The organism is Nonomuraea sp. NPDC050310 (assembly GCF_040655795.1).
In the GTDB taxonomy this organism is placed as follows: domain Bacteria; phylum Actinomycetota; class Actinomycetes; order Streptosporangiales; family Streptosporangiaceae; genus Nonomuraea.
On the sequence record NZ_JBFAKP010000011.1, the window covers coordinates 42,181 to 54,853 of the forward strand.

11 protein-coding genes and 1 tRNA gene are annotated in these 12,673 nt (G+C 67.9%); 6 read left to right on the forward strand and 6 right to left on the reverse strand.

Going from position 1 to position 12,673, the window contains the following annotated elements:
- Position 1 precedes the first annotated feature (1 nt).
- The 3 genes from AB0I67_RS24460 to AB0I67_RS24470 all read right to left on the reverse strand — a co-directional run bounded on the left by AB0I67_RS24460 (position 2) and on the right by AB0I67_RS24470 (position 3,839).
- Positions 2 to 577: a TetR family transcriptional regulator gene (locus AB0I67_RS24460; RefSeq protein WP_357927598.1), complete on the reverse strand. Its 576-nt coding sequence runs from the start codon at positions 575 to 577 to the stop codon at positions 2 to 4.
- Positions 578 to 635: 58 nt separating this feature from the next.
- Positions 636 to 2,456, reverse strand: a complete 1,821-nt coding sequence (locus AB0I67_RS24465) for an amidohydrolase (RefSeq protein ID WP_357927599.1) — start codon at positions 2,454 to 2,456, stop codon at positions 636 to 638.
- 204 nt (positions 2,457 to 2,660) lie between these two features.
- Positions 2,661 to 3,839: a winged helix DNA-binding domain-containing protein gene (locus AB0I67_RS24470; protein WP_357927601.1), complete on the reverse strand. Its 1,179-nt coding sequence runs from the start codon at positions 3,837 to 3,839 to the stop codon at positions 2,661 to 2,663.
- A gap of 274 nt (positions 3,840 to 4,113) precedes the next feature.
- Between AB0I67_RS24470 and AB0I67_RS24475 the strand changes: the two genes are divergently transcribed.
- The gene (locus tag AB0I67_RS24475) at positions 4,114 to 5,352 is read left to right on the forward strand and encodes a hypothetical protein (RefSeq protein WP_357927602.1); all 1,239 of its coding nucleotides are present in this window, start codon (positions 4,114 to 4,116) and stop codon (positions 5,350 to 5,352) included.
- A 672-nt stretch (positions 5,353 to 6,024) separates the two neighbouring features.
- Here the strand turns inward: AB0I67_RS24475 and AB0I67_RS24480 are convergent.
- Positions 6,025 to 7,023, reverse strand: a complete 999-nt coding sequence (locus AB0I67_RS24480) for an HNH endonuclease signature motif containing protein (protein ID WP_357927604.1) — start codon at positions 7,021 to 7,023, stop codon at positions 6,025 to 6,027.
- 918 nt (positions 7,024 to 7,941) lie between these two features.
- Positions 7,942 to 8,015, reverse strand: a tRNA-Lys gene (locus AB0I67_RS24485).
- A gap of 120 nt (positions 8,016 to 8,135) precedes the next feature.
- On the opposite strand from AB0I67_RS24485, the gene AB0I67_RS24490 reads away from it, so the two are divergent.
- The 5 genes from AB0I67_RS24490 to AB0I67_RS24510 are packed head-to-tail and all read left to right on the forward strand — an operon-like array spanning position 8,136 to position 11,959.
- Positions 8,136 to 8,981 (forward strand): MoxR family ATPase, encoded by an 846-nt coding sequence (locus AB0I67_RS24490; protein WP_357927606.1) that lies wholly within the window; start codon positions 8,136 to 8,138, stop codon positions 8,979 to 8,981.
- 53 nt (positions 8,982 to 9,034) lie between these two features.
- A complete protein-coding gene (locus tag AB0I67_RS24495) occupies positions 9,035 to 10,375 on the forward strand; it encodes a VWA domain-containing protein (RefSeq protein ID WP_357927608.1) in 1,341 nt (446 codons plus the stop codon).
- Between the two features lie 60 nt (positions 10,376 to 10,435).
- Entirely contained in the window at positions 10,436 to 10,933 is a 498-nt protein-coding gene (locus AB0I67_RS24500; protein WP_357927610.1) for a DUF2975 domain-containing protein, read from the forward strand.
- Positions 10,933 to 11,202, forward strand: a complete 270-nt coding sequence (locus AB0I67_RS24505; RefSeq protein ID WP_357927612.1) for a helix-turn-helix transcriptional regulator — start codon at positions 10,933 to 10,935, stop codon at positions 11,200 to 11,202. The genes AB0I67_RS24500 and AB0I67_RS24505 overlap by 1 nt, the downstream gene beginning before the upstream one ends.
- A 19-nt stretch (positions 11,203 to 11,221) precedes the next feature.
- On the forward strand, positions 11,222 to 11,959 hold the full coding sequence (locus AB0I67_RS24510; RefSeq protein WP_357927614.1) for an alpha/beta hydrolase: 738 nt from the start codon (positions 11,222 to 11,224) through the stop codon (positions 11,957 to 11,959).
- Here the strand turns inward: AB0I67_RS24510 and AB0I67_RS24515 are convergent.
- The gene (locus AB0I67_RS24515; protein ID WP_357927616.1) at positions 11,895 to 12,656 is read right to left on the reverse strand and encodes a nuclease-related domain-containing protein; all 762 of its coding nucleotides are present in this window, start codon (positions 12,654 to 12,656) and stop codon (positions 11,895 to 11,897) included. The two genes, AB0I67_RS24510 and AB0I67_RS24515, sit on opposite strands and share 65 nt — an antisense overlap.
- Positions 12,657 to 12,673 lie beyond the last annotated feature (17 nt).

Genomic DNA, 12,673 nt, shown 5'->3' on the forward strand with positions numbered 1-12,673 from the left:
TTCATGCGGTACGGCTCAGCGCCGGCTTGGCCAGCCGGAGCAGATGCTCCCGGAACCCCGCCCGGAACCGCGCCGACCCCGAGTCCGTCCCCGTGGCCGCCTGGATCAGGGTCGGAAACGCGAGCGGCGCCATCGCCAGCGCGATCAGGCTGACACACAGCAGCTCGGGATCGAGGTCCGGATCCACCAGCCCCGCGTCCTGACACCGCCGCAGCAGGTAGACCCTGGCCGTGATGTCCCCCCGCCAGCTCGTCCCCGCGCCCTTCTCGAACTCCTCCCAGCCCAGGAGCCGCACCCACTCGGCCTCGATCGCGCACCGGTCCAGGAATTCCTCCAGCAGGCTCGCCGGCGTCACCGGCCCGCCGCTCCGCCCGGCCCGCTCACCGCCCCGCCGGAACACCTCCCGGGTGACCTCCTGGACCAGACCCTCCTTGTTCTCGAAGTGCGTGTAGATCGTCCGGACGTTCACCCCGGCACTCCTGGCGATGTCGTGCACCCGGGCCCCGGCCACCCCCTTGCCGGCGAACTCCTCCAGAGCCGCCCGGAGAATCCGCGCCCGTCTCTCGTCGGCCGTCAACGGCTGACCTCCCTGCTGGGGGCGGGGCGCGCCGTCGCCGGCCCGCCCCGCCACTGGTTCAGAACTTCGGATCGACCCAGACCTGCTTGCCGCCCACCATGGTCATCAGGACGTCGGTCTCGGAGATGTCGTCGAGCGGCACCTTGGTGATGTTCTGGTCGAGCACGATCAGGTCGGCCAGCTTGCCCTTCTCCAGGGAGCCGGTGATCTTCTCCTGGTGCATCTGGTAGGCGCCGTTGTAGGTGACGGCCCTGATGCCCTCGGCCAGGGTCAGGCCGGGCAGTTTGTTGACCTTGCCGGCGTACTGCGGGAACTCCTTGCCCCAGTCCGCCTCGCGCAGCACGGCCGCCTCCAGGTCGAACCACTCGTCGAACGGGTCGAGGCAGCAGTCGCTGCCCAGCGAGACCTTGCCGCCGCCCTTGGTGATCGCCTTGGTCGGCTCGTACAGGTCGAAGCGCGGGCCCAGGTACGGCTTGACCGCGTCGGTGGAGTCCGGCGCCGGCTTGGCCCACTGCAGGCCCATCGATGCGGTCACGTCCAGCGCGCCGAACCGCCGGAAGTCGGCGGGATCCACCACCTCGGCGTGCGCGATCGTCTCGTGCGCCCGGATCTTGGGGTTGGCCTTGCGGGCGTAGGCGAAGGCGTCGAGCGCCGTGCGCACCGCCCGGTCGCCGATGGCGTGGACGTGCGACTGGAACCCGCGCCGCTCCAGCTCGGCCACCACCGGGTTGAGCAGCTTGGGGCCGATGTAGAGCTCGCCGCGGGCGGACTTGTCCTTGCGCGGCTTGCCGTCCGCGTCGAGGTAGGGGTGCAGCATCGCCGCGGTCTGGGCCGGGTACTGGACGATGCCGTCCAGCATGATCTTCACGCCCGCGACGACCACCCCCGGCTCCGGCACCACCCGCGGCCCCTTCTTCTGGTCAGGACGCCAGGCGAGCACCGCGGAGGAGATCTCCTCCGGCCGCTCCAGCTCCGCCCGGATCTTCTCCACCTCCCGGTAGAACGCCTTCGGCTCACGCAGATCCTGCAGCCTGCTCCAGATCGCGAAGTGCGCCCGCGCGGTCAGCCCGCCCTCGTCCTGCAGCTTCTGGAAGATCTCGATCTCCTCGCGCCCGCTGCCCGGCACGAAGAAGCTCGTGATGCCTTCCTTGCTGTAGTCCTTCATCCGCAGCCCGGCCAGCTCGACCGCCCGCTCCGGGGCGACCGGGGGCGGCGGCGGGATCAGCTTGGTCACCAGGTCCCCGGCCGAGTCCTGGAGCAGCCCGTTCGGCTCGCCGTTCCGGTCGTGGTCGATCCGCCCCTGGGGCGGGTCCGGCGTCTTGCTGGTGATCTTCGCCAGGTCGAGCGCGTTCTGGTTGACCAGGATGTTGTGCGCCGTGATCGCCGCGTGAATCACGATCGGCCGCTTCGTCTTCAGCGCGTCCAGCATGCTCTTGTGCGGCGTCGTGCCCGCCGGCCGGAGGAACTGCATGTAGAGGTTGTCGACCTCGAGGAAGTCCGTCCCGCTGCCCAGCTCCGGATCGTCGAGGCACGCCCGTACCTTCGCCTGGAGCTGCTTCACCGTCAGCGGCTCCGCCTTGAGGTCGCACCGCTTCCGGTCGCTGCGGCTGATGTCGTGGATGTGGCCCTCGTGCAGGCCCGGCATCACCATCCGGCCCTTGAGGTCGATCACCTCCGTGCCCTCGCCGATGTACTTCCCCGCTCCCGCGTTCGTCCCCACATAGACGATCCGCCCGTCCCGTACGGCCAGCGCCTTGGCGACGCTGTCGCGCTTGTCGACGGTGTAGATGAACCCGTTGCGCAGCACGATGTCCGCGCCTAACGAGGTCGCGGCGCCCGCGGCGGCCGGCGTCAAGCCCGCGCCGAGCAGAGCGGCCACACAGGCCAACGCTCCGATCCGACCCACTTGGCTCTCCGTTCCAAGAGTTAAACTTGACTCAAATTCAAGTTTCCCAAGCCGCCCACGTCAACCCCTAATCCCCCACCACTCCTCTACTCCTTCATGGCCCTACAGCACTTCTACGGCTTCATGGCCCTACAGCCTTCTTACGCCCGCCGTCGCCCACTCCCGCTAGTCCGCGGCTCACCACCCGCCGACCTTGCCCACCTCCAGCCCCCGACAGGCAGCAACCCGCCCCACCTCCTCCTCGACCGCCCCCCGATGCCCCCGCCCGATCTCCCCCAGAGCCTCCACACTGACGTCCAACTTCCGCCCCCTGACCTTCGCCCGCCACACTCCCCGCACCTCACCATCCACCAGCACCGCCCCCGGACTACCGGCCTGCCGCCACAGCACCTTCTGCCGCTCCCGATCAGGCACCAGCACCCCCCGATCCCGCGCCTGCAGATACGGATCATGCGGCGGCACCATCCGCACCCCCCGAACCTCCCCAGCCGACCTCAACCGCTCCTCCTCCCCCGCCAGCACCCACAACCTGCCCGCCTGAAACCCCACCTCGACCAGCTCCGCCTCCACCCCCGCCCACAGCCGCTCCGCCTGCTGGACCGCGATCCCACCCCACCCCGCCAGCTCCCCCGGCCCCGCCGGCCCGTAACACCGCAGAAACCACCGAACCAACTCCCCCGGCGCCTTCTTAACCCCCCGAACCCTCCCCACCCACTGATCAGTACGCCGCAGCAACGGCGCCCGCCCCTCCCGCCCGCCATGACACAGAACCCCCCACAACGACACCACCGGCAGCGCGAACCGCACCAACGACTCCCCCAAAAACTGCTTCCCCGCGTACGGCGAGCCCCCTTTCCACCCCTCCCGCACCCCCGCAGGCAACCGCCCAGCAATCAACTCCCCCACAACCCGCCCCACCTCGTCCTTAACCAGCGCACTCCCATCAAGCACCTCCTCAACCGCCCGAACCGTCAACTCCACCAGTTCCCCAGCCCCCAACCCCAACCGATCGAGCGCAGGCACCGCGCCCCGCAAGAACGCCCGCAACTCCTCTTCCCCCTCCGGCAACAGCCCCCGCGTGAACACCGCCGCCTCCCGCACCGGAAACACATGCGGCGCCGCCCGCGCCCCAAACGCCTGCAACAGCCGCTTCCCCTCCTCAAGCTCCTCGCCCACCCGCCGCTCACTCACCCCTTCAACCCGCGCCCCCAACGCCAACGCGGCTGACCCAGGCGGCGTGTTCTGCGGACAACACCGCCCAGCCACCTCCACCAACTCACCAGTCGGCGCCCGCTCACCAAGCTGCTGCGCATGCAGCCGATAGGCCAGGATCTGCTTGCGGTCAACCTTGAACATGCCTCCGTCCTACCCAGACGTAGGAAGGCACTCCGTGATTAGCCTCTTCCTCGTGGCGCCCAGCCTCGCCCTCGCCGAACACCATCCGAAATCGGTACGCAATTTCCCGATGGCGGGACACGGCGTCGAACCCTCAGCCCGTCCAAGACCAGGCGCCTCGCAGGCCGCTCACCAAACCTCTCCTCATGAACCCCACAAGCCCAAGGCAGACTATTCAGGAAATGCCGGCCATATCCCTACGCTGAGTTCCTCACGAGAAGAAGGGATCTCCTGCGTGGCAACCTGGTGGGTAAATCAGCAGCGCACGTTCGATCAGGAACTTGCGGCAGGCATCCTGTGGGCACCGAAAGCCGGCCGAAATGGACGCCGCCAGGCCCACTGGACCACCATGACGGAAGTGCGCCTCGGCGACACAGTGCTGCACTACGCACGCCAGCACGTGGTGGCACTGAGCGTAGTGACCGCCGCAGCAGTCGATGCCCCCCGTCCGAATGACCTGCAAAGCGATTGGGAGGAGGACGGTCGCCTCGTACGCGTGGCCTACCGTCAGGCCTCTCACCCAGTCCACCGAGAAGAGATACCAGAGGCCTGGCGCACAGGGCACTCTTCGCCTGGCGGCCCGTTCAAGAAGGACGGCGGCGTCAACCAGGGCTACCTCTTCCGCGTGAATGAGGACTTCGGTGCCCGTTTCCTGGATAGGTTCGCTGATCGTTTCGAGGACCTTCCGGTGGCTCTCCCCGCTGAAGCGCAAGACAGCGCGACCAACCTGCTGCGCCGACTCCTTGGCCAAGACATCTTCACCATGACGGGCAAATCCAACCGCATCCTCGACGTGCAGCCGCCCTACGCCCGCGTCGCAACAGAGCGATCCCCTGACGGCCAGCAGGTATCGATCGCCGAGGTGCAACTTGCGCTCGACCTGCTTCGCGCACATGGCCAAGTGCCAATTCACCCCAACGAAATCGGCCACCGCAGTTCCTTCATCGGAGCCGTCCTACTGACGTTGCCTGGCGCCGAACTCATCGAAGGAACCCCACCCTGCGTCGCGATCCAGCCCCCCGGCGTCTTCGACGTACCCGAGAACGCCGACTACTCCCTGAACTTCGAGGGCGACCTTAACCGCCCGGTCACAGCCGCTCAACGCCGAGAGCAAGCCGCCCTTCGCCGCGCGCTGCTCGGCTCAGCGACCGAAGCGGAGTGCTCCTTCTGCGGAGAGACCTACCCCGTCCGCTTCCTGATCACCGCGCACATCAAGCTGCGCAGCCTCTGCAACGACGACGAACGGCTCGACCGCCACGTGGCGATGCTGGCATGCCAGTTCGGCTGCGACGTCCTCTATGAAACCGGCTACATCTCAGTTGCCAGCGACGGCAAGATCGTGACCGCGACGTCAGCGGCCGAGGGAGCCCTGGCTAGCCAACTCACCCGCCTTGCCGGACGTGCGTGCGGTTCCTTCACTGAACGCAGCCGGAACTACTTCGAGTGGCATTTCTCCAACCGCTTCCGCGGGTAAGCAGGGCTGAGCCTCCCGGGCTCTAGCAGGCTCCGGTGTGTTTCTTGACGCACTCGCGATCACGCTGGCCTTATGCGGGGAGTGGCCGTATGACAAGTCTGCCCGTCTTCTGACAACGATCACGAGAGGCGAGCATTCGCGTCTCGACCTCACGCCGCAGCTCGGCCTCGTTGAAGTGCCTGGCTACTGGATGATGGGTGGCGAATCGCGCCGGCACGTCGACAGAAGGCAGTGGAGGATCCGTTCCAAGGGTCGCATCCTCCAGTCTGATATCCGTCGCAGAACGGTGGTGGTCGCGGTGCACCACCGTCAGCCGTTTGACTCGCGGTACCGAGGGATGCCGCTTCGCCTCGTCAGCCGGCCACTGACCACGTCGAGGTTCGCGGCTGAGCGCCGTGGCTTTGGCACATCATCCTGGTGATGCTGGCGTTGGCTTTCCTCCCGGTTCTGGCCGTCCGCTAGGTCGAATTCGACACAACGCTGCGTGCCGGTCACATCGCGCTCACTGTGCCGGAGACCCGCCGCCTGCTGGCCGCGGTCCTGCTGAACCCTCACCGCTTGACCGAGGAGATCCTGCGTTAATCGACATGGCGACCACCCCACCAAGCCACCGCCCGCCAATGCTACTACCGGCGCAGATCTCAACCATGATCCCAAAGTGTCACTAGAGCACTAGACGACGATCTTGGCGCCTTTGGCGCGGTTGCATTTCCAGCACAGGGTTTGCAGATTCTCGGGCACGCTGAGCCCACCCCTGGACACGGGGATGATGTGGTCGACCTCGAGCAGCAGGTGTGGCTCAGCGGCCAGGGATACCCCACAGTTCAAGCAAGTGTGGTTGTCGCGCTCCTTGATCTGACTGCGGAGCCTCGTAGTCATCAGCGCACGCTGCCCAGCAGCGGACTTGGTCCAGCGGATCTTGTCAACTAGCGTCGCGGCCAACGCCTCAAGCGTCGGAGTGTTGAGTTCGATGGTCGTCGTCTGGGCGCTGTTGCCACCGGCCGAGATGTACTGGAACTTGTACTGCGGATAAGGCACCTCAATGGGCGACAAATGAGCTCCGATCTGCCCCCAGAACTCTTCGCGGTAATACTTGAGAATGAACGCAGGCGGGTTGATCTTCGTGGTGATTTCCGCCTCTCGCGCCCCGACGTTAGCAATAGCCTCTTCCAGCCGAGAGATGTCGGCTGCGACGCGCTGGATATCGGCGAGCGTGTCTTGATCGGCCTTGATGGCGAAATATTTCATCAAGTATTTGATCGGGTCAGCGCTGGCGTTGCGCACGACTTGCAGCGAGGAATTATGCACGTGCGGGGCGTATTCGGCCAGATTACGGTCGCGCCGGTAGTTCCACGCCGAAGTGTTTTCAAACGAGGCGAGGTGGGCGTGCTGTCCCGTGGCCGAGGACCCGAGTTCGAACGAGCCCTGAGCACGGATTTCCTTGATGTAGTCAACGACATCGTTGTGCTCGGCCACGACGGAGGAGACCTCCGCCTTGAGCGCCTGGAAGTGCTCGGACGCAAAGTAGCGGTTCTTGCGGATGGTCCGAACGACGGGGTTGGCAATGAGGATCGCGGCCAGTACCAGCACCGTCGGCCAGAAACCGCCGCCGGCCAACGGAACAATGATTACAGCCGCGATGAGCAGAAGGACAAGAAGGGGGGCGGGCATAGGCGAGGGCTCTTTCGAAAGTTGGGATCGACGACGGGCCGGAGAGGGCGGACTTTTCGTCCCTTTTGCACATCTCCGTACTGTATACAACCGGTTTATTGCGACTGGCCCACTGCAGCGGGCCCGGTTATCTCCGGGCTCTCCCCATAGAATCGAGTGTCCGGCCTTTCGCGTTACCTGACACGGTTTCCTCCCGGGGCTGTGGAAGCGGGAGCAGCGGAAGTCCATCAAGAAGCAGTGGAGGGTAGGGCGGTCCGTCCGCCACGGGCTGCATCACCCGCAGGCGCAGCGTCCCCGCAGAGTCAGCCTCACCTGCAGACCAGCCGCCGGACAATTGGGCCGGCTGCCGCTCCGGCAAGTGTTGCGACGATCACCACGCTCTTACCGGGGGACCCGACTCGCCGCAGCCGAACAGCAAGAGCGAAACCGCGCGGTCCAGCCTGGCTTGCATGCGACCACGAAGTCGCCATCTTTCGTCATACGCCTGGAGGGCTTGAGCAGGGAGGTTCTGCATCGTCGCCCTCGCTTTCCAGGCCGTCCCGCGATACACCGCCGCCCAACTCGACCGGCGCCTGCGCGCTACGTTCATCTTCTGACGGGCGGTGCCGGATGACCGGCTCCGATCTCGACCCGTCCTGGGCGAGGGACTGCAGTTTTCAGGAACCGCGGCGCCATCAGGCTCGGGACACGCCACGGCCTTCACCACACCCGGCGGCGGTCCAATGGTGCTGGGTCGGTTCGACCTGGACCGTCGGCGTCACCGGCACCAGTAGGACCACGCTGGCCCGGGCACTGTTGTACGAGGTCCGCCCGATGAGCCGATCATCACGGATGCGCAGCAGTGCACGACGAAGATCAGCAATCCGCCCAGACAAAGAAGCCCCAGCTCAGTGATACCGAACTGGGGCTTCTGTCAGGTGCGCCGCCAGGGACTCGAACCCCGGACCCGCTGATTAAGAGTCAGCTGCTCTAACCAACTGAGCTAGCGGCGCGTGCTGCGAGAAGAAATATACCCACATCCGGGACCTTGGTCGAATCGGGTCTCAGCAGCGAGAATCGACCCGGGAGAATAAAGTTCGGTTTCCAGCTACACACGGCACCCAGGAGTGTGGATGTTCGACTCACCCGCCGACGCGAGCGAGCGGCTCGCCGCGACCGGCTATCTGTCCGATGACGCGATCGCCACCACGGCGTACCTGGCCGGAGCGCTGGGGAAGCCGCTGCTGGCGGAGGGGCCGGCCGGGGTCGGGAAGACACAGCTCGCCAAGGCGATAGCGGAGGCGACGGGGGCGCGGCTGATCAGGCTGCAGTGTTACGAGGGGCTGGACGAGGCCAGGGCGCTGTACGAGTGGAACTACAAGAAGCAGCTGCTGCGGATCCAGGCGACGAGTGCGGATGACGACATCTTCTCGGAGGAGTTCCTGCTGGAGCGGCCGCTGCTGAAGGCGATCAGGAGCACGGATCCGGCGGTGCTGCTGATCGACGAGATGGACAAGGCGGATGTGGAGGTCGAGGGGCTGCTGCTGGAGTTGCTGTCGGACTTCCAGGTGACGATTCCGGAGCTGGGGACGATCACTGCGGTACGCAGGCCGTACGTGATCCTGACCTCGAACGCGACGCGAGAGCTGTCGGAGGCGCTGAAGCGGCGATGCCTGTACCTGCACATCGGGTATCCGACGCCGGAGCGGGAGCGGGACATCGTGCTGGCGCAGGTGCCGACGATCCGGGCCGAGCTGGCGGAGAAGCTGGCGCGGACGGTGGCGACGTTGCGGGCGATGGAGCTGAAGAAGGCGCCGTCGGTGGCGGAGACGGTGGACTGGGCGCGGACGCTGGTGGCGCTGGGGCGGGCCGAGCTGGAGGACGCGCTGGACGACGCGACGGTGGCGGGGACGCTGGGCGTGGTGCTCAAGCACGCGTCTGATCAGGATCGGGCGGTCAAGGAACTGGGCCTGAGATGAACCCTCTTCAAGGCACCCCAACCAGCCGGCCGCAGAGTCTGGTGGATCGGCATGTGGGGTTCGTGCATGCGTTGCGGGCGGCCGGGATCCCGGTGTCGCTGGCCGAGGGGCTGGATGCGGCGCGGGCGCTGCAGGTGGTCGAGCTGACCGAGCGCGAGTCGGTACGGCAGGCGTACGCCGCCACGCTGATCAAGAAGCCCGCCTACCGCCCAGGCTTCGACGTGCTGTTCGACCTGTGGTTCCCCAGGGTGACGACCGAGCTCGCCGAGAAGTACGAGACCACGAGGACAGACCCCGCGACGGCCGAGCTCCCCGAGCTGAGAGACGAGCTGGCCAGGCTGATGGCGGAGGGCAGCGACGAGGAGCTGCGCCGCTTCGCCCAGGCGATGGTGGAGCGGTTCGGCCGCCAGGAGGCCGGCCCGGGACGGCAGAACTGGTTCTCCTACAGCGTCCTGCGCGCCCTGTCCCCCGAGACGCTGATGGCACGGCTGCTGAACGAGGTGCTGGCGGGCCAGGAGCGCGGCGGGCTGCCGGAGAAGACGGCCCGTACCCGCATCACCGGCCGTATCCAGCAGTTCGAGCAGGAGGTGGCCGCCGACGTCCGGCGGCGGATCGCGGAGGACTCGGGCACGGAGAAGATCGCCCGCTCGACGGTCCGCCCGCCGCTGGACCAGATCGACTTCCTGCGCGCCACCAAGCAGGACCTGGCGGCGCTGCGCCGCGAGGTGTACCCGCTGGCCCGGCGGCTGGCCACCCGGCTGAGCATCAAGCACCGGCACGGCCGGCGCGGCCGGCTGGACTTCCGGCGGACGGTACGGGCCTCGCTGCAGACCGGCGGCGTCCCGATGGCCACGCACTTCAAGCCGCCCCGGCCGCACAAGCCGGAGCTGGTGGTGCTCTGCGACACCAGCGACTCGGTCGCGTCGTTCGCGCATTTCACCCTGTTGCTCACCTACGCGCTGCGCGAGCAGTTCACCAAGGTGCGGGCGTTCGGCTTCGTGGACACGGTGGACGAGATCACCCGGTTCTTCGCCCCCGGCTCCGATGTCGTCGAGGCGATGACCCGCCTGGCGAACGAGGCCGACATGGTGCGGTTCGGGCGCACCAACTACGGCCACGCCTTCGAGCGCTTCGCCGAACGGTACGGCGAGGCCGTCGGCCCCCGCAGCGCGCTGCTGATCCTCGGCGACGCCAGGTCGAACTACCAGCCTCCGGCGCTCGACCTGGTCAAGCGGCTGACCGGGCAAGCCAGGCACGCCTACTGGCTCAACCCGGAGCCGCGGGCGCAGTGGGACACCGGCGACTCGATCGCGTCGGAGTACGCGGCGGTCTTGCCGATGCGGGAATGCCGCAACGTCGCCCAGCTCGCCGCCTTCATCGAGGAGCTCGCCTGACCCCGCTTGCCGTACCTATCGAATGTCGATAGATTTCTATCGACATTCGAAGGAGGGGTCATGGGAAAGCTGACCGTCAACGCGCTACGCACCGTGCTCGTGGTGTTGCTGGCCGGATCGGTGTTCGTGCAGGCGGTGATGCTGCCGCTGCTGGCGAAGGACATGGAGGGCCTCAACCCGGACTACGCCTACCTGCGGACGCCGTTCCTGGCGATCGTCTTCCTGGGCGTGGTGACCGCCCAGGTCGTGCTGGTCTGCGTCTGGCGGCTGGTGACGATGGTGCGGCGCGGCACGGTCTTCTCGACCGCCGCCTTCCGCTACGTGCACATCGTCATCGGGGCCATCGTGGCGGCGGCGGTGCTGACGTTCGCGATGGCGGTGCTGCTGGCGCCGGGCGAGGCGGTCGCGCCGGGCATCGTGCTGCTGATCTGCGGGGTGAGCCTGGCGATCCTCGGGGTCGCGCTCATCGTGCTGGTGCTGCGCATGCTGCTGGCCCAGGCGGTGGCGCGGGACGTGGAGGCGGCCAAGCTCCAGGCCGAGCTGGAAGAGGTCATCTGATGCCGATCGTGGTCGACATCGACGTGATGCTGGCCAAGCGCAAGCTGTCGGTCGGCGAGCTGGCCGAGCGGGTGGGGATCACCCCGGCCAACCTGGCGGTGCTCAAGAACGGGCGGGCCAAGGCGGTGCGGTTCACCACGCTGGAGGCGCTCTGCGAGGTGCTGGAGTGCCAGCCGGGCGACCTGCTGCGCTGGGAGGCCGAGCCGGGATTCCGTGGTGGATCAGTGGTGGGCACGGATTCGGAGGCGCACCCGCCGGCGCGAGGCTGAGCGCATGGACCTCGTGTGCGTGGACACAGTCATCTCCAGGGACGGCACGGCGATCGCCTTCGACCGGCGCGGGTACGGCGGGCCGCCGCTGGTGCTGGTCGGCGACGGGGCGGCGCACCGGCGGGCGCGGGCGCCGCTGGCCGAGGCGCTGGCCGCTAGGTTCACCGTGTACACCTACGACCGGCGCGGGCGGGGTGACAGCGGCGACATCCTGCCGTGGGCGCCGGAGCGGGAGTTCGACGACCTGCGGGCGGTGCTGGAGGCCGCGGGGGGCCTGCCGTACGTGGTGGGGGGCTCGGTGGCCGCGCTCGTCGTCCTGGCCGCGGCGGCGCGCGGGCTGCCGATCGGCAGGGTGGCGGTGTGGGAGCCGTCGCTGGGCGGCACCGAGGTGGCCGGCTACGACGCGGCGATGGCGCGCGCCTTCTCGGCGGCGGCGATGGTGACGGTGGGGGCGCCGGTGCTGGTGGCCGACAGCGGGCTGGACGCGGGCATGACGGCGGACTGCACCGCGCTGGCCGCCGTGCTGCCCGACGCGGAGCGGCGCACGCTCCACGGGCAACCGCACGACCCCGATCCCGCCGCGCTGGCCGAGACCCTGACCGCCTTCTACCGGGGCGGCGAGCCTGAGCGCGCCGCCTTGTTCGAGGGCGGTGAACCTGGGCGTCGGGGAGCCCCACGCTCCCCGATCGCCGTCAGCCGACGCGTTGCAGCTCGCGGGCGGCCGTACGGGCCAGGACCTCGATCTGCGCCTCGGTGAGCACCTGGTTGACCGTACGGCGCACCAGCCGCGCGATCAGCCAGGGCTTGGCCAGGGTGACCCCTTCGGCCGCGACGAGGCCGCGCCTCGGAAGCTGCCCGCAGTGAACCGCCAGGAGCGTCCCGATCTGCACGGGGATGCCGGTCTCGCGGGTGAGCAGCTCCGCGAAGGCCGCCGCGGTCTCCACGAGCGGTTTGGCCACCGCCGTGCCGTACTTCTCACCGAAGAACAACCGCCCGCCGTACGTGGCGATCTCGGTGTCGGGGCTCCAGGATTCGTTGTCCACGATCCAGACGCCGCCGGGCCCGATGATGAGGTGGTCGATGGAGGCCTGCCCGCGGATGGCCCGCCCGTCCAGGACCCGATGGCCCCGCAGGGAGCGCCGCAGGAGCCGTCCGGTGACGAGCTCGCCGCGCCGGCGGCCCCGCCAGACGGCGGTGGCGCGGTAGGAGCGCCAGGACAGGTACCAGTCGAGCCCCGCCGCGGCGAGGCCCGCGCCGAGCGCGTAGAAGACCGCGCCGGTCAGATCCAGGCGCATGGCCAGCCAGAACGCGCCCGCGAGGGCGATGACGCCCTTCACCGCGCGCAGCCTCTGGCGGCTGCGCGCGTCCTCGTGCCAGTACTTCTCGTAGTACCACTGCGCTGAGTTACCCGTGAACTTCTCGTCCCGCTGAACGTAGATCGAGCCACCGGGCATGCCGAACTCCCCGACTG